Source organism: Natrinema halophilum (assembly GCF_013402815.2).
In the GTDB taxonomy this organism is placed as follows: Archaea; Halobacteriota; Halobacteria; order Halobacteriales; family Natrialbaceae; genus Natrinema; species Natrinema halophilum.
Window position 1 is genome coordinate 3265723 of sequence record NZ_CP058601.1, and the last position, 18564, is coordinate 3284286.

The following is an 18564-nucleotide window of genomic DNA, read 5'->3' on the forward strand; positions in this document are numbered from 1 at the left end:
GACGAGACGTACGGCCGCGCGACCCGTTCGATCTGGACGGTCTGTTCGGCTATCGACCGTTCGTTCGAATGACAGCCGTCTCTCCCGGTCGGTACTGATGACTGATACGCCATCGTATTCGGCGGCGGAAATCAGGACGATTGCTTTCGCAGTCATCGCTGGCGTCTTCTTCGGCGGCGTTGCGACTGGTGTGGCCTTTCCGACGCTCCCGCTGCTCGACGAAAAGCTCGTTATCAGCACGGTAATGCTAAGCGTGATCCTCTCGACTAACCGGATCGCGCGACTGTTCATGAACACGCCCGCCGGGACGATTATCGATCGAGTCGGCGCGCGACGCCCGATGATTTTCGGACTGTTCACGCAGGCGCTTGCCCCTTTCGGCTACATTCTCGGTCTCGTCGTTCCCCAGACCGATCTCGGAACGGTACCAGTGCTTGGCAACGTATCGCTCCCCGGTGTCGTCTTTATTCTCTCGCGGCTGTTCTGGGGCATCGGAAGCGCGTTCGTCTTCATCGGGGCGTTCGCGACGATCACGTACGTTACGACGCCTGACAACCGCGGTCGGTGGGTCGGCTACATGCGCGGCGGCCAGTCACTTGGCTTCCCAACTGGTCTCGTCGTCGGCGGTCTCCTGACCGACATCGCCAGCATGCAAATGGCATTTCTTATGGCCGGGGCCCTCGCGTTGCTCGCCGGTATCGTCGCGATGATCGTCCTGCCGGACGTCCACGCCGGTACAGAGGGGCGTTCCGCAAGTCTTCGGGAGGTTCCGTCGTTGCTTGCCAGTAATCCAACCGTCGTCTTGGTCGGGTACGGGAACTTCACGGTACGACTCTTGTGGGGTGGCATCGTTCTCACGACGCTCGCCCGTTACGCGAACGATTTTAGCCTCGAACTGTCCGCTTTGGATGCAGCCGGTATAAGCGGAGTCGTTATGGGACTTGGCGTCGTTACGTCGGGATCGATGACAGTCGCTTCTGGCAGGATTTCGGACCTGATCAGCGATCGGACGCTAGTAACGATTCCAGCGTTTCTGTCGATGGGTGCTGGCTTTCTGATCATCGCATACGTCCCGACGATCAAAGCGCTACTCGGTGCAATCGTCCTCATCGGGGGCGGTATGGGAGCGGCAGCACCAGCGCTACTCGCGATCATGGGCGATCTCACACCCGGCGACGAACTCGGACGAATTGGCGGGGCGTACCAGGTGATGGGGGATATCGGGCTCAGTCTCGGCCCGCTCATCGCGATCCCGGCGGTCGACAACTGGTTCGGGTACCAGTTGACGTACGTTCTCTGTGCCGCACTCGTGGTGAGCTGCCTGACCGTCGTTTCAGTCCCCCTGCTTCGCAATCCTGAGGTCTCGAGGGCGCCGGTGGAAGCTGACTAGAAGGCGAAACTGTTATGAAAAAAGGTGTGTATGATAGGCCCATGGCAATAGATAACGAGAGACTCGATCGATCCCGTCGTTTTTACGAGGACGGGTTTTCGATCGGCCGACTCGAAATCACGCCTGACGATTTCTGGGGGTGGCTGACGATACTCCCCGTCTTGGGCTTGTACACGCTTATTGCACTGATTCCGATCGCCTTTGCCATCGTGGCATCGTTTCACAGCATTCATCTGCTCAGTCCGGAGTGGCAGTTCGTCGGTCTGCAGAACTATCAGAAAGTGTTCCGGATCGACGAGTTCTGGGGCTCGATGTGGCGTGGCAGCGTCTTCATGGTCGGTTCGACGCTGCTTCAACTGGTCGTCGGTGTCTGGATGGCGCTCGTCATCAACAAGATCACCCGTGGTGGCCGCATTTTGAGCACGTTTGTATTTACGTCGTATCTCATTCCCACGATCATCGTCGCGATGGTGTTCCAGTTCATGCTCGATCCCACTGACGGGGTCCTTCACTGGCTCGGGGTCGACAAAATCGGGCTGTGGGAGGGTTACCTGTTCGGAAACACCGGAACGACCCTGTTCGGAACCGTCAAACTGGCGATGCTCGCAACGGTCATCATCAGTAGCTGGAAGTTCGCGGCGTTCGTAACACTGTTTACGCTGGCACAGCTCCAGTCGATTCCCGACCGGTTCTACGAGGCTGCCAAGATCTGTGGGGCGACGACCTGGGAGATGTTCCGAGATATCACGCTGCCCCGAGTCTGGGGGGCAATCCTCGTCGTGGTCTTCCTCCGAGCGGTGTTCATGTTCAACAAGTACGATATTATCTGGCAGCTCACCCAGGGCGGTCCCGGCGTCTCGACGAAGACGATGCCGATCCTCGCGTACGATACGACTTTCCAGACCAGTGCGTACGGGCTCGGGAACGCGATCGCGATCGTAATGTTCCTGTTCCTGATGGCCGGGGGAATCGTATATCTCTCCGTTCTCAACCCGAGCCAGGAGGTGGAAACATGAGTACACTCGATGACACCGATGGAGACCAGGAGTTCGGACGATCGTTCCGAATCCCCTATCAGTACCGCAGCCTCGCCTACCGGGTGGCCCTGTACGGTAGCGGGGTCGTACTGACGGTCTTGCTCGCATTCCCCCTCTACTGGATGGCACAGAGTGCGTTCAAGACCCAGACCGCACTTGGCGGATTCGATCTGCTGCCCCTCGGAGACGCGTTCACGACGGCCACCTTCGATATCGTGATGGACTCGGTCGTCGCCAACTACCTCCTCAACAGCATTATCGTGACGGCGGGGACAGTCATATTCGTCCTCGTCGTGTCGCTAATTGCCGGGTATGGTCTCGCACGATTTAACTACCGCGGGAAGGTCGGGACCGCGCGTTTCCTCCTCCTGGGATACATGTTCAGTCCGATCGTGCTGGCGATTCCACTGTACCAGATCTGGAAATCGCTCGGCCTGATCAATACCTACATCGGTCTGATCCTGGCTCTCAGTGCGATCTCGATGCCATTCGCCGTCTGGCTCATGTGGAAGTACATCCAGACGATTCCGCCGTCCGTCGAAGAATCCGCCTGGATCGCCGGTGCGCCGCGGTGGCGCGGGTTCGTCGACGTCGTCGTCCCACAGACCAAGCCTGCAATGATCGCAAACGCCATCTTCGCGTTCGCGATCGCGTGGGGTGACTTTACGTTCTCGTTTATCATTCTCCCGTCCGCCGACGCAACGACGTTCCCGCCAGGATTATTCCGGATGCTCGGTTCCTCGACGTGGGATACCGGCTGGAACGAGTTCATGGCTGTGGCTTTGCTCGTCTCCCTTCCGCCGCTTCTGTTCGCGTTCTTCCTGCAGTCGTACCTCCTGCAGGGCTTCAAGATCAGGGCACTGTGAGGTGTGAACAATGATCAAGAATAAATACCGGTAACCGAAAATACACACATCACATAATGGTCGAAATCAACGTCGAAAACCTACGCAAAGAGTATGGATCGTTAGTCGCTGTCGAGGACTTCGATCTGACGATCGAAGAAGGCGAATTCGTCACACTCGTCGGCCCGTCAGGATGCGGCAAAACGACGACGCTGCGCTGTCTCGCCGGTCTCGAGACCGTAACGTCCGGTCAGGTGAGATACGGCGACACTGACGTAACGGATCTGCCGCCACAACAGCGCGGTATCGCGCTTCTTTTCCAGGACATCGCGCTCTACCCACATATGACCGTCGAGGAGAATATGGCCTACCCGCTCAAGATCCTCGGAATGGGTAAAGAAAAGCGACGAGACCGAGTCAAGGATGCTGCGAATCGGCTCCAGATCGAGGATCAACTCGAGAAGATGCCGAGCGAACTTTCCGGCGGGCAACAACAGCGGGTCGCGCTGGGCCGATCGATCGTTCGGGAGCCGACGATGTTCCTCTTCGACGAGCCGATGAGCGATCTCGACGCGAAGCTCAAACGCGAGTTACGGCCGCTGTTCGCCGAAGTGACTCAGGAAGTGGGATGCCCGACGATGTACGTGACCCACGACCAGGAGGAAGCGATGACGATGAGCGATCGCGTCGCGGTCATGAACGACGGGCAGATGGAACAGATCGGTCCGCCCGAGGAGGTGTACGACGAGCCAACCTCCGAGTTCGTCGGCCAGTTCATCGGCCAACCGACGATGGAGTTCTTCGACGCAACCGTCACTCAGGTCAACGGGTCAGTGACGTTCGACATCGAAGGCACCACATACGAGATGCCAGCCGACGAGTCACTCGAGTCCTACGCCGGAAACGACGTTCGGATCGGGATCAGACCGCAGCACATCTCGGCAAAAGAGGGTTCAAACGGCGAGATTCCGGCAGAGCACGTCTTCGACGAACCGCTTGGGGACCAGACGCACAGCCTCTTCGAGACCCCGCTCGGTCGTCTCACCGTTGTCACGTCGCCGAAATTCCGCGGGAACGGCGGCGACTACTCCCTCGAACTTACGGAGTCGCAGCTGAAAGCGTTTGACCCCGATAGCGGGATTCGAATCGCGTAATCGTATTTTGAAGCCTGATTGAACGCTTCTGCGGCTTTGACCTCCGGTATTCGATCCTTGGTTGCGGCAGTTTACCAGTAAACTAAGCGGAAGGTTTATGATGGTTGTTAACGACTATCATGTGTATGGTAATTCAAGGGTCTACTAGGCGACAGATCCTACGAGGTTCAGGCATCGGTGCGGCAGGACTAATCGCAGGCTGTCTCGGTACCGGTGGTGGTGGGTCTGAAGACGAACTGCACATCATGACCGATTACACCGGTGATGCATGGGACAAACACTGGAATACGCTCACGGACGGATTCAACGAGCAAAACGATATTTCGATCAACCTCGAGAAGGTCGGGATGCAAGGCACCGGCGGGCAACGGCTTGCGACGCTGATGCAGTCCGGAAACCCGCCGGAAATGTTCCACGGGACGATCACGCAGATCGGTGACCTCGTGAACATTGGACGAACGCAATCGGTTTCCGGCGTCGTCGACGACCTGGCTGACGAGTGGGGCGAGGCGATGTTTCGGGATACGATCACCCCGATCGAAGGCGAGACGCACATGATTCCCCATGGGGTCTACGCCGGGGGGACCCTCAACTACCGAGCCGATCTATACGCGGAACTCGGACTGGAGGAACCCGAAACCTGGAGCGAACTCGTCGAGAACGTGAAAGCGATCGACGAGGCCGGGATCGAAACCTCGCAGGGCGACAAAGTCCGCGGGTTCGCGCTTCCGGCGCAACCGGCCGGAAAGCCGGGATCGGATTTCTCGAACTGGCTGTACAACGCTGGCGGCGACGTCTGGCAACCAGGCACCGAGAACGATCTGGAGTTGTGGTTAGACGAGGATCACGTCCTGGCAGTCTTCGACCATCTAAACGAACTCGCGAACTACTCGCCCGATCCGTCGGGCCTGAACTGGACGTCGACGATCGAGGACTGGACGCTCGGCCGGCTCGGGCACTGTATCATGAACAACGCGTGGCTGTGCGGCCCGGCCATCGCCAACGGGCTTACGGACCTCGCCCTCGCGACCGAACAGACGCTCATCCCGAAGCGTGAAGGTGCCGATCCGATCCAGCGGGGCTGGGTCCTCGCGGACGGGACGCCGGTGATCAACGGCTCCAGCAATCCGGATACGGCGAAGGACTTCGGCCGACACATGTACGGCGCCGAACAGGGTGTCGCGACCACTCTGGTCGAGCCGATGCGGTTCATGCCACCGTACAGGGGTATTCTGGAAACTGACGAATATCAGAGTCACGAATATTTCCAGATGGAAGACGGTGCCTTCCTCGAAAAGCAGCGCTACTGCATGGACGAAATCGCACCGAAGCTCACCAGCGAGGAGGCCGTGACGACGCCAGAGACGCTTCACATCAACAGCATGGACATCACCAGCGAGGCGGTAAACCGACTCGTCGTCAGTGGGAACGATCCCCAGGATGTCTACGACTGGACCATCAGCGAGTACGAGTCTGCCCTCGAAGACGTCCAATCCCAGAGCAATTATTAACTGTTCTCGTGGTCGGTTTCATCGATCGGCTCGTCGCTGGACGCGACGCGGGCGTCCCCTGCAAAGAGTGGCTCGATCTCCGTTTCCGGTCGAACCACCAGCGTATCGGCAAGACGATCGCCCAGCCGACGACCCCGTGGCGACCGCCGTGCGAAGATCCATCCGATCAGGTACCCGACCGGGAGGAAGTCCACGTATCGCAACGCATTTCGCGTCGCTGCCGGAACGAGACCCGGCTTCGAACCGTCTTCAGTCGCGACCAGCAGTCCCATTCGTTTCTTTCCGGGCGTCGTCCCGTAACGCCACTCGAACGCGAACGTATAGAGCAAGTAGACCGGAACGAGACCGATAATACTCAATCCCATCGCCTCGCCTCCGTTCGCGACGAAGTAATCCGAAAACGCGACCATCAGACCGGCCAGAACGACTGTCTCGATGGCGACGTACGCAACGACGAGATCGATGATCGTCGCGACCGCGCGTCGTCTGAGTAGCACCGGTGAAGCCGACTCGAGGTCCGGCGTCGGCCGTCGCTTCGTCGGCAGCCAGTCCAGTACGCTCATCGCTCCGGTTCCGTTGACGTACCGTATCGGGGTATCAGTTGCGGGGCGCACCGTTCGGATGACTGGCATCGCATACGTGAAAACTCGTCTCCCGGGTTGGTATATCGTTCGGCCACGTCGAGCACGGAGTCGCGTTGACGAAGGACGCGACTACGGTGTCGCTCGGTGGCTTACTCGTCGAGCGCGTCGATGCGCAGATCCTCGTCGAACTGCAGCGTGTTCTCTATCTCGGTTTCGTCGACGTCTTCGAACGCCCAGCGGGCGATCGAGCGGCGGTGGACCTCGTCGGCTCCGTCGACGATACGGAATGCGCGGACGTTCTCGTAGAAGTGGGCAATCGGGAGGTCCTTGCCGATTCCGTTGCCACCACAACACTGCAAAGCGAGATCGATGGTATCGTTGGTAACGTTCGCGGTAAACATTTTCGACATCGCGACCTCGATGCGGGCGTCGCTGCGGTCGAGTTCGCGCGCGGCGTGGCGGACCATCGTTCGTGCGGCGTGCAGGCGCGTTTCGGCGTCGGCGATGCGGTGACGTAACGCCTGCTTCTCCTCGAGTTTCGTCCCGAAGCCTTCGCGCTCCTGCAGATAGGCCTTCGCGATGTCGAGCGAGCGCTCTGCCATCCCGGAGTAGCGCATGCAGTGGGTGAGGCGGCCGCCGCCGAGTCGGAGTTGCGCGATGCGGAACCCGTCTCCTTCCTCGCCGATCGTGTTCTCGACGGGAACGCGGACGTTGTCGAACTTGACTTCGGCGTGGCCGCCCTCGCGCTCGGTGATTCCGTGCCCGCCCAGATGGGGGACGTTGCGCTGGACTTCGACGCCGTCGGCGTCCCGCGGCACCAGGATGATCGACGTGCCCTCGTAGGGGTGTGCGTCCAGATCGGTTCGAGCCATCAGCAGATAGAAGTCGGCGCCCAGTCCGTCCGAGGTCCACCACTTGTGTGCGTTGATGACCCATTCGTCGCCGTCTTTGACGGCGGTGCTCTGGAGCATCTTCGGGTCCGATCCGGCGCCGATCCTGGGCTCGGTCATCGCAAACGCCGAAGACATCTCACCCTGCACGAGCGGCCGAAGGTACTCCTCTTTTTGCTCTTCGGTGCCGGCGAACTCCAGGGTGTGCATGTTCCCCTCCTGGGGGGAATTCGCTCGAATAGCCTGTGCGCCGATGAGCGAGCGCCCGACCTGTTCGAACGAGGGCAGCATGTCGCGAAAGCCGAGTCCTTGACCGCCGTACTTTTCCGGGACTTGCGGCGCGAACAGATCGCGCTCCCTGGCCAGCTCCCACATGTCGTGGATCTCGTTCAGCGTGATCTCCTCGCCCGTAGCCAGTGCCTCGCGCTCGCGCGGAATAACGACTTCGTCCATGAAGTCCGCTACTCGGCCCGCCACTTCCTTCGCTTTCTCAGAGTCGTGGTACTCCATATCACCCATGATCGCATACAGCATTGTAAAGCTATAGGTAAGTGAACTCATACATTGGCAAGCCACGAAAAAGCGACAATCCGTCCGTCTCAGGGCTGTTTTCCTCCGGTTTACGGCCGTAGTTAGCTCAGACCCGTTCTATGATCGTCGCGATGCCCTGACCGAAGCCGATACACATCGTCGACAGCGCCGTGTCCTGGCCAGTTCGCTCGAGTTCGTGTGCGAGTTTCGTCAGTAACATCGCGCCAGTCGCACCGAGCGGGTGACCGTGGGCGATCGCACCGCCGTTGACGTTGACGTCCTCCCACGATGCGCCGTGCTCGTCGAGCCAGGCGGCGACGACAGACGCGAACGCCTCGTTGACCTCGAAGAGGTCGATGTCGCCGATCGTCATGTCGGCCTTCTCGAGGACGTTCTCGGTCGCCGGGATCGGTCCCCGAAGCATCGTGATGGGATCGACGCCGACGACTTCCGTCTGGACGATCCGGGCCATCGGCTCCCAGCCGTGTTCCGCGGCGGCTTCTTCGCTCGCGATCAACAACGCACAGGAGCCGTCGACGATTCCCGAGGAGTTTCCGGGGTGGTGGAAGCCGTCCCCTTCGTCGCGGAACGAAAGCGGCAGCTGGGAGAGCGTTTCCACGTCGGTGCCGGGTCGTGGATGTTCGTCCTGCTCGACGACGACTTCCTCGCCGTCGAGTTCGGTTTCGACAGGCGTGATCTGGTCGTCGTAACGCCCCTCGTCCCAGGCTTCCTTCCAGCGACGCTGGGAGTCGGCGGCGATTTCGTCGAGTTCAGTGCGGGTTAGGTCGTAGTTCTCGGCGATGCGCTCGGCTCCTTCGCCCTGCGTGGTCAATTCGTCGAAGTACTCGAAGTACGTGTCCGTCGGTTTGTCGCCGTCTGATCCCATCGGAACGCGGGTCATGTGCTCGACCCCGCCAGCGACGAGGACGTCGTGCTGGTCGGCTATGACGTTCGTCGCGGCGAAGTTGGCTGCCTGCTGCCCCGAGCCACACATCCGGTTGAGTTGCACTCCAGGAACGCCGTCGCCCCAGCCGGCGACCATCGGCGCGAGCCGCGCGATGTTGAGCCCCTGCTCGTCGACCGGCGTCACGCAGCCGTAGATGACGTCCTCGATCGTTTCCGGATCGAACCCGTTGCGCTCTCTGAGCGCTTCGAGGGGTTCTGCGGCCAGATCCTGTGGATGTGTGTCGCGGAACGAGCCGTCCCGCTTTCCAAACGGGGTGCGGACAGCGTCGACGATAACTGCGGATTTCATGACGTGTTTCTAACTCGGTGTCATCGATCATAGAAGTTGTGCATACAGTCATGATACTCTCCGCTGGAGACTGATCGACGTCGGAGCGGTCGACACCGAGCGCGAACGCCGCTTTCCCTCCCCAACGATTAAGTCAAATAACGAAGTATTCGCGGAGGAGATGGATTTTGGCATCCAGAACAGGACTGCCGTCGTCACCGGCGGTGCCGGTCGAATCGGAAGCGCTGACTGTCGAACCCTCGCGAACGAGGGCGCGAACGTCGTCGTTCTCGACGTCGATGCCGACGGAGCACGGGAGGTCGCCGACGAAATCGACGACACGGCGGACGCCGGTGCGGCGATGGCCCTCGAATGTGACCTCACCGACCGCGAAGACGTCGCCGATTCGATGAACGAGGTACGCGACGCCTTCGGCGGCGTCGACATCCTCGTTAACAATGCGGCAATGGTCGACGCGCGCTCGCGCCTCGTAGACTACGATGACGACGTCTGGGACCGCGACGTCGAAATCAACCTGACGGGGACGTACAACATCAGCGCGGAGGTGTTTCCGCGAATGTGCGAACGCGGCTGGGGTCGGATCGTGAACATGTCCTCGATGGCGGGCTGGTACGGCGGCTTCGGACAAATCTCCTATTCGGCGACGAAGGCCGCCATGATCGGCGTCGGCCGAACGATGGCTCTCGAGGGGGCCCAATCCGGCGTCACCTCGAACGTCATCGCTCCGAACATCGTCGTCGGGCCGTGGTCGGAGATGAGCCCCGACGAACTCAGGGAAAACGTCGACGAGTACTACGCTCGGATCGCGGAGGCCACCCCGATGCGTCACCTCGGGACCGAGGAGGACGTCGCCAACATGGTCGCCTATCTCTGTTCGGAGCAGGCCTCCTACGTCACGGGCCAGATCATCGGCGTCACCGGCGGTATCGATTTGTTCAGCTTCTAATACTCCGTTCTCCGTCGACTCCCGTTATCGTTTGCGATCGACCCGCAGGCGATTGCTCCACTCGAGCGAGTTGTCGATCGGAAATCTGTTCAATCAGTCCATAATCCCCATCGACTTCGCGATCGTGTTGAGCTGAATCTCGTCGGTTCCCTCGACGATCCGAAGGATGCGCGCCTGGTGGACGAGATCCATGTAGGGACTTTCTTCGGCGAGCCCGTTCGCGCCATTGACCTGAACGGCGGCGTCGGCGACCTCCCAGAGGACGTTCGTGGCGAACCACTTGAACACCGAGGAGTCCATAATCGTTCGCTCGTCCTGGGCCACCTTCCAGGCGAGTTTGAGACCTGCCGCGTCGGCAGCGTAGGTCTTTGCTCGCCCCTCCGCGAGCTTCGCGGAGACCTGCTGGAAGTTCCCGATCGTCTTTCCGAAGGCTTCGCGCTCATTTACGTACTCGCCAGCTTTCTCGAGCAGGTACTCCGAATATCCGACGGCTTCGGCCCCCAACTCGAGGCGCCCGAGCGAGAGGAAGTCCATCGCCGCGTAGAAGGCGTCGTCGACCTCGCCGAGGACGCGGTCGTCGGGGATGCGCACGTCGTTCAGAATGATCTCGGCCTGCGTTCCCTCGGCACCGACCGCGTTGTTGTACGACCCCAGCTCGTACTCATCCCGCTCGACGATGAAGCAGGTGATGCCGCCGTAGCGGCCGGCTTCCTCCTGGGGAGTCGTCCGGGCGAACAGCTGGACGTAATCCGCGTACGGGGCGTTGGTGATCCACTGCTTACGGCCGTCGATCACCCACTCGTCGCCATCTCGCTCGGCGGTCGTCTCCATATTCGGCGAATCTGACCCGTACCCGGGTTCGGTCTGGCCGAACGCCGTCGATTTCTCCCCCCGGACAGTCGGCTCGAGATAGCGATCGCGCTGGTCGCCCTCGGCCTGCAAGAGGAGCGGTTTCGGCCCCTCAGGACCGGCGAGGACGTAGCGTTCGAGGCCGCCGCCGTGGGATGCAAGGTGTTTCTTCGCTCGATACCAGGTGACCGGCGATATCCCGTCGCCACCCGCATCTTCGGGCAGGTTCATCGCGTAGAAGCCTGCCTCGGCCGACTTTCGACGGATCTCCTCGCGGGCCTCGAGCAGGTCGTCGGTCCAGCGACCGTTTTCGTGGCGGCCCTTTCTGGGGTTCGTATAGACGTCCCCGAGGTCATCGACGATCGGCTCGACCTCGCGCTCGATAAATTCGTCCAGACTGTCGAGGATGAGTCGCGTTTCTTCGTCCGTGGTGAAGCTCACGCCGCTCGTCGTGTTTGCTCCCATAGCGACATATCTGCATCAGGACTCTTACCGTTTGGCGTCCCACGGGTCGTTTGCCTCGAGGTTCCGCTTTTCTCGAGAGCGCTGATCGACGGACGTTCCCCGAATACGTCACTTGGAATCACTCACCGGACGGCGGTCGGCGAGCACTCGCTGGCCGCGAGTCGCGAGCGGGGTGGAAGCCCCCGCGGGCGACGATCCTATTCGAACCAGATCTTCCGAATTTCGATCGCGCCGCGTTCGTTTCGACCGTTCCAGAAGTTCACCGAGAGCTCCCGCGGATTAGACGCTTCGATACCGTCATCGTCCATGTCGATCGACACCCTCGAGAAACACGTTCCGACACTGTCACCAGAGAGCCACCGCAACGACTCGAACTCCCCGCCGATGGCGACCGCGAAATGCTCTCCCTCGCAGCCAGCATCGCCCTTGATCCGGACATTGAGCGTCTCGTACGCCGACACGTCTCGTTTGATTTCAGTGTTGAACCAGCCGGCGTTCGCGTACGCCAGTCGAAGCGTGCTCTCGACGGCCGCACCGTCGGCGTTCGTAACGGAGCCGGCACCGGCCCCGTTGTCGAGGCCGTTGGTACCCGGCTAGCTCGACCGTTCGTCGAAGTCCTCGAGAACGAGTTCCTCATCATCGTCGCCGGGTGTGCTGAACTCGAGCCAGTCGAGGTTCCAGGAGCCGTCCTCGACGACCAGACGCAGCGTGTGTTCGCCACCGGCCAGACGTAGGTCGCGTTCCGAGACTGTCGTCCAGGACTGCCAGCCACCGGTTGTTTCGACGGGGATCGTTCCGGTGACGTCCTTGCCGTCGACTTCGAGGTGGAATGCGCCGCCAGTATCGCTGTCGCTGGCCACACGGCCGGTGAGATCGTACTCGCCGCCTTCGGCGACGGCAACGTCGTATTCGAGCCACTCCCCGTCGGCGGTCCAACCCACGCTAAACCGATCGTTCGAATACTCCTTGATGTCGACGCTGCCGTCTCGGTACGCGCCGCCCCGGTTGCCGTCGGTCGTGTCGGATGCGTCGTGGTAGTCCTCCGCCTCGAGTCGATCCGGCAATTCGAGGATCGCCGGTGGATCGTTACTGCCGTTCATCGTCACCTCGAGCGGATCGCTGATCGGCGATCTGTTCCCGTCGTCGTCGACGAGTGCGACCGAGAAGCTGTAGGTCATGCCCGGAGTCAGGTCGGATACGGTCGTTTGCGTCTCGGTCGTTTCTATTCGCTTCTCGCCGTCGACGTACACCCAGTATTCCCGGACGTTGCCTTCGAGTCCGTGTGGTGCGTTCCACTCGAGAGTCACATCGGTTTCCGAGACGGATGCTGCCGATAGCTCGACCGGGGACGTGGGGCGCGGCTGGAGGCCGGGAACGCCGTCTTCCACGACGAACCGTGCGTCGGTCCGGATCGGTGCGTCCGGTTCGGTCACGTGGTCGACGACCTGGTACTCGGCGATCCACTCCTCGGGCGTGACCGTACAGCGGACGTAGCCGCGCTTGTTACAGTAGTATTTGACGTGTTCGTTTTCCGAGATCACGTGTCTTCCGAAGTCGTCCATTTCGATTCCATCACCACCTGATGCGATCGACGTGCCGACGAACTCCGCACCGACGGTCCTGGCCGATCCCCGTTTCGGGCTTTTGAGGTTGGTTGCCCAGTTGTTGTGGAAATCGCCCGTGATGACGATCGGATTGGTAGCGTCCTCCTCTAGGGCCCGCAGGACGGTTTCCTGATCGGCGACGTAACCGTCCCACTGGTCCGTTCTGTACCCCTCCTCGGGCCCTTGCTTGAAATCCATCTTCGCTATGGGCAACTGGTTCGCCAGCACGTTCCACGTCGCGGTCGAGTCCTCGAGGTTGTCAAGCAGCCATTGCTCCTGATCGTCACCGAGAATACTGCGATCCTCGCCGAACCGCTCCTGACAATCGACCACGGTGAACGCGTCCCCGCAGGCCTGGTCGCTCCGATACTGACGGGTATCGAGAACGTTGAATTCGACCAACTCACCGAACGAGTAGTTCCGGTAGAGCTTCTGGTCGGGCCCGTCCGGCCGCTGTGCCCGTCGGAAGGGCATGTGTTCGTAGTACGCCTTGAACGCGGCCGCCTGCCGTTTCAGGAACTCCTTCGTCGTCTGTTCGTCAGGGTCCTGTGGCACGTCACCGGCCCAGTTGTTGTCGGCTTCGTGGTCGTCCCGCGTGATGAGCCACGGCGCACTGGCGTGTGCGGCCTTTAGATCGCGATCCGATTTGTAGAGGCCGTACTGGAGCCGATATCGCTCGAGTGTCTCCGTTTCGGTTCGGTACGCGCTCGGAACGGACGTGTTTCGCACCCCTCCGCTGGCCCCGATCGGATATTCGTAGATGTAATCCCCGAGATGGACGATCAGGTCAAGTTCGTCGGCGGCCATGTACCGGTAGGCTGTGTAGAACCCGTCTGGCCACGACTGACACGAGGCGAATCCGAATCGAAACTCCTCGAGTTCGGCGTCGGATGCGGGAGCGGTTTTCGTCCGCCCCACGGCGCTTCGCTTTCCACCGGCCTCGAACCGATAGTAATATTCGGTGTTCGCGGCGAGCCCGGTCACGTCCACGTGGACCGTGTGGGCGTGTTCCGGCCAGGCAGTCGCCGTCCCGGTCTGTACGACATCGGTCATCGACTCGTCCGTCGCGATGGACCACCGGACATCGACGTTCTCCGCGGGCATTCCACCGCCCCGTGTCAGCGGGTTCGGTGCGATCCGGGTCCAGAGGATAACTGAATCGGGTAGCGGATCACCCGACGCGATCCCCAGTGTGAACGGGTCCGTCTCGAACATCCCGTCGTCGGTCATCGCCGTCGCCGTCCCGGTCGAGAGCCCGAGGGTCGATACGACCGACGCAGCGCTCGTTCGTTGCAAGAACTGTCGACGATTCTGTTCCGTCAGCTCGCGGTCCGATTGGGATGTTCCATCCATATCCCGAACTCAACGACGATAATTTCAAACCTTTATATTTTTGATATTTATACGATCTTATGGAGAGTGCCGATATGAAATAGATGAACTAGACTGTGTAACGTATCGACATACGGAGCGGATATTGCGGCTACATATGTCCACTGGTGTCTCACGGTGGGCTCCCCATCAGAGAAGTAAGGCGGTGGAGAAGCGAGGCTGGTCGCGCTGTTCGCAGACCTGCTCAGCGAGACCGATGCGACGGGACTCGACGAATCGGTGTGACGATAGGCGATGCGAAGCGTCCGAGCAAGTTTCTGTGGGTGCCAATAGGAGGATTCGACTCCGACGAACCGCTCGGCGCTCAACGTGAACTACGGTCTCGTCTTCGTCGATCCGCTACAATTGCATCAGCGATGAGGGACGAGGTCAACGACGGCGGGAGTTCACCCCTCTACGGGCCGTTCGAGTCGCGGTTCTCACCGTTCGGTTTCGGTCGCTTCGTCCGCCTCAAGAACGACGTCGAACCGGTCGCGCAGCGTTTTCTTGTCGAATTTGCCGGTGGAGGTTTTGGGAATCTCGTCGATGAACCGGTAGGCGTCCGGCAGCCACCAGGCGGGGAACGTCTCCGAGAGGTGGTCGTCGAGTTCGGCTTCGGTAAGTTCCGCACCGTCTCGCTGCACGACGCAGGCCATGGGTCGTTCTTGCCAGCGCTCGTGGTCGACCGCGATCACCGATGCTTCGCTGACGCCGTCGTGAGCGATGAGTTCGTTCTCGAGTTGGACCGACGAGATCCACTCGCCGCCGGACTTGATCACGTCTTTGTCACGGTCGACGACGTCGACGTACCCGAGCTCGTCGCGGGTGGCGATGTCGCCGGTTCGGAGATACCCGTCGTCCGTAAACGCCTCCTCGTTCTCGTCGGGCCGGTTGTGGTAGTGGTCGGTCACCCAGGGGCTGCGTACCTGTAGTTCACCCATCGTTTCGCCGTCGGCGGGGACTTCGTCGCCGTCGTCGTCGATGATACGAGTCTGCATTCCCGGCACGGGGAGGCCCGCCTTTGCACGGTAGGCGTACTGTTCGTCGCTCGACAGTTCCGTCGCTTCTTTTCGAAGCGTGCTGAGGGTCCCAAGCGGAGAGGTTTCGGTCATCCCCCAGCCCTGGATGATCGGCGCGTCGTACTCCTCGTCGTACGTTCGAATGAGTGACTCCGGCGGCGCGGAGCCACCGACGGTCAAGCGGTCGATGTTCGAAATATCGACGTCCGGGTTCTCGTCTAAGTACTCGGCCATTTCGAGCCAGATGGTGGGGACGGCCGCCGAGAACGTAACTCCCTCGTCGGCGATCAGATGTGCGATCGATTCCGGATCGGTGTGAATCGAGGGGAATACCTGCTTCGCTCCGACGAACGTCGCAGCGTAGGGGACTCCCCAGCCGTTGGCGTGAAACATCGGGACGACCGGAAGCGACACGTCGCTCTGGCTGATCCCGTTTGCGTCCGCGTGTCCGCTCATGATGCTGTGCAGGTACATCGCACGGTGGGTGTACGGAACCCCCTTTGGTAGCCCCGTCGTCCCCGAGGTGTGACACATGCCGTACTCCGCGTCCTCGTCGATATCGGGCCAGTCGTACTCCCTCGATTGCTCCTCCAGCAGCGACTCGTAGTCGGTCACCGGTTCGAGACTCGTCTCCGGAACGTCGTCGTCGAGGACGACGTACTGCTCGACGGTCTCGAGGTCGTCGGCGTTGGCTTCGACTTTCTCGATGAGTCCCGGATCGACGAACACGACGCGATCCTCAGCGTCGTCGATCGTATGGACGAAGTGGTGGTCCGGCAGCCGCATGTTACACATGTGGATCGACCGTCCCGAACAGGCCGGGCCGAAGTAGAGTTCGAAGTGACGATAGTGGTTCGTCGCCACGACGCCGACTCTGTCTCCCGTCTCGAGACCGAGGTCGTCGAGCGCGCCTGCGAGCTGGCAGATTCGGTCGTAGGCGTCCGCGTACGTGTATCTGTGTATGCCTCCGTCGGGCAGTTTCGTCACCAGTTCCCGGTCTGGAAACAGGGTTACGGCCCGCTCGAGAACCTTGTCAAGTGTTAACTGGACCCCCATCATGGCAGTGTACAGAGAATTCGTCCAGTGACTTATGATTTATGCTGCACGCCGCTTTCGAAGCGCCCGTGAGCCACAGCGGGCGCCCTCCTCGAGTGGCCGATGCGGTGTCCGTTGGTTCCAGGGCCTGTGTGAACCGGTTGTGAGTATATTTCACAGGCGTCTTTTGTCAATTCGGCGGAAGAATTATGGCCGCAGTCGTCGAGTGGTGTTTCATGACATACGATAGTATCTATGATGCCGTTTCGGATCGATACGAGACTGGAATGGGGTGGGACGAACATGCACACGTCGGCGACGAAGAATCGCTCAACATCGCCGACGAAGCACTGGGACGACACGCCGATTCCGACGAGGTAGGGCTTCGTATCCGCGATTTCGAGCGCGACGAGACCGAGACGTTCACGTTTGCTGAACTCGCCGCGGCCGCGAATCGAGTTAGCAACTACCTCGCCGAACACACCGAACGCGGCGACCGCGTTGGCGCCATGCTTCCGACGCGACTGGAGTTGTACGCCGTCGTATTCGGGACGATTGCTGCCGGTCGGATCTACCTGCCGCTCGCACCGGTATTCGGCCCCGATGCGCTGAATTACCGGCTCGAGGATTCGGGTGCCGCCGCGTTGTTTACCACAGCCGAGGGGTGTGCTGCCGTCGATGGCGATCTGCCAGCACTCGAGCGTGTGATCTCCATCGACGAGGGAACGGTCGACGGCGATGTGACGGGAGACGAGTACGACGCCGTCCGCGCTCACAGCGACAGCTTCGAGACGGTCGAAACGCATCCGAACGATCCGTACTCGCTGACCTACACTTCCGGCACGACCGGCCCGCCAAAGGGCGTTCCGACGACGCACGGCGGCCCGATCGAACTGTACGCCTACACCGAGTACGTCGTCGACCTCCGTCCTGACGACGTCTATCTGGTCGCGGCATCGCCGTCGTGGTCGTACGGGCTCACGATGGGAACCATAATGTCCGGCATTCGAGGAACAGCTATCGGGTGCTATCGCGGCCAGTTCGACCCGCACGCGTTCTTCGAGACGCTCGAGACGTGGGACGTCGACAACGCGATGATCCCGCCGACGGCGCTTCGGCAGTCGCGAGCCGCGGGGATCGACCTCGAGGGATACGACGTCGACCTCCGGGTGCTGATCTCGGCGGGGGAATCCTTAGACGAGGAGACCGTCGACTGGTGCGAGACGGGCCTCGGTGCACCGCCGCAGGACGCGTACGGGCTTACCGAGGCCGGCATGGTCATTTGCAACTACGCGTTCGACGATTGGGCGGTCCGTCCCGGAAGTATGGGGAAGGTCACGCCAGGTGTCGAGGTGGCGCTGCTGGACGACGAGGGGAACGAAGTCGAGCAAGGCGACGTTGGAGAGATCGCAATCAGGCGCGACGAGGACGCCCACGGTTCGTACTGGGGACGGCCCGAAGCAACCCTCGAGACCTTCACTGGACGCTGGCTCCGGACCGGCGACCTGGCGCGTCGGGACGAAGACGGCTACTTCTGGTACGTCAGTCGGGCCGACGACGTCATCATCTCCGCCGGCTATCGGATCGGCCCCGCGGAGGTCGAAGAGACGCTGCTCGACCATCCGGCGGTCGTGGAAGCCGCCGTCGTCGGGAAAGACCACGAGACCCGTGGTCAGATCGTCACGGCGTACGTCACCCTCGTCGACGACTACGAACCGTCACCGGATCTCGCCGACGAGTTGAGCGAGTTCGCCCGCACCGAACTCTCGAAACACGAGTACCCGCGCGAGATCGAGTTCCTCGAGGACCTGCCAAAGACCGCAAGCGGGAAAATAAAGCGCTCTGCGCTCGCGGAGTGATGCGAACCGATCCGCAGTCGGTCGCCCGCCGTTTCCGACCGCCGGTCGTCAGACGGCCGTTGCGTATCCGAACTGTGCATTGCCCGGTGGTTTACTTCCCTCCGGTTCTCACACCCTCCTGTTAGCGTTCAGCTACCCGGCTACCGACCGAGCCTTCAGACCAGGTATCACCGACTTTTCGGACTATCGACGGTCCCCACAGACTTTTCGGACTATCGA

The 18564-nt window shown here is 60.9% G+C and carries 14 protein-coding genes; 7 read left to right on the plus strand and 7 right to left on the minus strand.

Annotated elements, in window-relative coordinates; all coding sequences use genetic code 11:
• Positions 1-97 precede the first annotated feature (97 nt).
• From HYG82_RS36470 to HYG82_RS36490, 5 genes are all read left to right on the plus strand, one after another.
• Entirely contained in the window at positions 98-1390 is a 1293-nt protein-coding gene (locus HYG82_RS36470) for an MFS transporter (protein ID WP_179262403.1), read from the plus strand.
• A 41-nt stretch (positions 1391-1431) separates the two neighbouring features.
• Positions 1432-2406 carry a carbohydrate ABC transporter permease gene (locus HYG82_RS36475; protein WP_179262405.1) on the plus strand — a complete coding sequence of 325 codons (975 nt, stop codon included), beginning with the start codon at positions 1432-1434 and terminating at the stop codon, positions 2404-2406.
• Entirely contained in the window at positions 2403-3293 is an 891-nt protein-coding gene (locus HYG82_RS36480) for a carbohydrate ABC transporter permease (protein WP_179262407.1), read from the plus strand. The genes HYG82_RS36475 and HYG82_RS36480 overlap by 4 nt, the downstream gene beginning before the upstream one ends.
• A gap of 56 nt (positions 3294-3349) precedes the next feature.
• Complete coding sequence (locus tag HYG82_RS36485; protein ID WP_179262409.1) at positions 3350-4426, plus strand: ABC transporter ATP-binding protein; 1077 nt, start codon at positions 3350-3352, stop codon at positions 4424-4426.
• 125 nt (positions 4427-4551) lie between these two features.
• Entirely contained in the window at positions 4552-5937 is a 1386-nt protein-coding gene (locus HYG82_RS36490; protein WP_179262411.1) for an ABC transporter substrate-binding protein, read from the plus strand.
• Here the strand turns inward: HYG82_RS36490 and HYG82_RS36495 are convergent.
• From HYG82_RS36495 to HYG82_RS36505, 3 genes are all read right to left on the minus strand, one after another.
• On the minus strand, positions 5934-6500 hold the full coding sequence (locus HYG82_RS36495; protein ID WP_179262413.1) for an RDD family protein: 567 nt from the start codon (positions 6498-6500) through the stop codon (positions 5934-5936). The two genes, HYG82_RS36490 and HYG82_RS36495, sit on opposite strands and share 4 nt — an antisense overlap.
• Before the next feature lie 170 nt (positions 6501-6670).
• Positions 6671-7921 carry an acyl-CoA dehydrogenase family protein gene (locus HYG82_RS36500; protein ID WP_179264573.1) on the minus strand — a complete coding sequence of 417 codons (1251 nt, stop codon included), beginning with the start codon at positions 7919-7921 and terminating at the stop codon, positions 6671-6673.
• Positions 7922-8048: 127 nt separating this feature from the next.
• Positions 8049-9197, minus strand: a complete 1149-nt coding sequence (locus tag HYG82_RS36505) for a thiolase family protein (protein ID WP_179262415.1) — start codon at positions 9195-9197, stop codon at positions 8049-8051.
• Positions 9198-9357: 160 nt separating this feature from the next.
• Between HYG82_RS36505 and HYG82_RS36510 the strand changes: the two genes are divergently transcribed.
• Complete coding sequence (locus tag HYG82_RS36510; RefSeq protein ID WP_179262417.1) at positions 9358-10143, plus strand: SDR family NAD(P)-dependent oxidoreductase; 786 nt, start codon at positions 9358-9360, stop codon at positions 10141-10143.
• 93 nt (positions 10144-10236) lie between these two features.
• Here HYG82_RS36510 and HYG82_RS36515 read toward each other — a convergent pair whose 3' ends face one another.
• The 4 genes from HYG82_RS36515 to HYG82_RS36530 form a co-directional block, all read right to left on the minus strand.
• Positions 10237-11457 carry an acyl-CoA dehydrogenase family protein gene (locus HYG82_RS36515; protein WP_179262419.1) on the minus strand — a complete coding sequence of 407 codons (1221 nt, stop codon included), beginning with the start codon at positions 11455-11457 and terminating at the stop codon, positions 10237-10239.
• A gap of 197 nt (positions 11458-11654) precedes the next feature.
• Complete coding sequence (locus tag HYG82_RS36520) at positions 11655-11918, minus strand: hypothetical protein (protein ID WP_179262421.1); 264 nt, start codon at positions 11916-11918, stop codon at positions 11655-11657.
• 132 nt (positions 11919-12050) lie between these two features.
• Entirely contained in the window at positions 12051-14414 is a 2364-nt protein-coding gene (locus tag HYG82_RS36525) for an alkaline phosphatase D family protein (protein ID WP_179262423.1), read from the minus strand.
• 458 nt (positions 14415-14872) lie between these two features.
• A complete protein-coding gene (locus HYG82_RS36530) occupies positions 14873-16507 on the minus strand; it encodes a long-chain fatty acid--CoA ligase (protein ID WP_179264575.1) in 1635 nt (544 codons plus the stop codon).
• Between the two features lie 215 nt (positions 16508-16722).
• Between HYG82_RS36530 and HYG82_RS36535 the strand changes: the two genes are divergently transcribed.
• Positions 16723-18345 (plus strand): acetate--CoA ligase, encoded by a 1623-nt coding sequence (locus HYG82_RS36535; protein WP_179262425.1) that lies wholly within the window; start codon positions 16723-16725, stop codon positions 18343-18345.
• Positions 18346-18564 lie beyond the last annotated feature (219 nt).

What these genes read in the sequence shown, in the direction of transcription:
- HYG82_RS36470 (WP_179262403.1), top strand. Translation starts at nt 98, where the DNA reads ATGACTGATACGCCATCGTATTCGGCGGCGGAAATCAGGACGATTGCT.
- HYG82_RS36475 (WP_179262405.1), top strand. Translation starts at nt 1,432, where the DNA reads ATGGCAATAGATAACGAGAGACTCGATCGATCCCGTCGTTTTTACGAG.
- HYG82_RS36480 (WP_179262407.1), top strand. Translation starts at nt 2,403, where the DNA reads ATGAGTACACTCGATGACACCGATGGAGACCAGGAGTTCGGACGATCG.
- HYG82_RS36485 (WP_179262409.1), top strand. Translation starts at nt 3,350, where the DNA reads ATGGTCGAAATCAACGTCGAAAACCTACGCAAAGAGTATGGATCGTTA.
- HYG82_RS36490 (WP_179262411.1), top strand. Translation starts at nt 4,552, where the DNA reads ATGGTAATTCAAGGGTCTACTAGGCGACAGATCCTACGAGGTTCAGGC.
- HYG82_RS36495 (WP_179262413.1), bottom strand. Translation starts at nt 6,500, where the DNA reads ATGAGCGTACTGGACTGGCTGCCGACGAAGCGACGGCCGACGCCGGAC.
- HYG82_RS36500 (WP_179264573.1), bottom strand. Translation starts at nt 7,921, where the DNA reads ATGGAGTACCACGACTCTGAGAAAGCGAAGGAAGTGGCGGGCCGAGTA.
- HYG82_RS36505 (WP_179262415.1), bottom strand. Translation starts at nt 9,197, where the DNA reads ATGAAATCCGCAGTTATCGTCGACGCTGTCCGCACCCCGTTTGGAAAG.
- HYG82_RS36510 (WP_179262417.1), top strand. Translation starts at nt 9,358, where the DNA reads ATGGATTTTGGCATCCAGAACAGGACTGCCGTCGTCACCGGCGGTGCC.
- HYG82_RS36515 (WP_179262419.1), bottom strand. Translation starts at nt 11,457, where the DNA reads ATGGGAGCAAACACGACGAGCGGCGTGAGCTTCACCACGGACGAAGAA.
- HYG82_RS36525 (WP_179262423.1), bottom strand. Translation starts at nt 14,414, where the DNA reads ATGGATGGAACATCCCAATCGGACCGCGAGCTGACGGAACAGAATCGT.
- HYG82_RS36530 (WP_179264575.1), bottom strand. Translation starts at nt 16,507, where the DNA reads ATGGGGGTCCAGTTAACACTTGACAAGGTTCTCGAGCGGGCCGTAACC.
- HYG82_RS36535 (WP_179262425.1), top strand. Translation starts at nt 16,723, where the DNA reads ATGACATACGATAGTATCTATGATGCCGTTTCGGATCGATACGAGACT.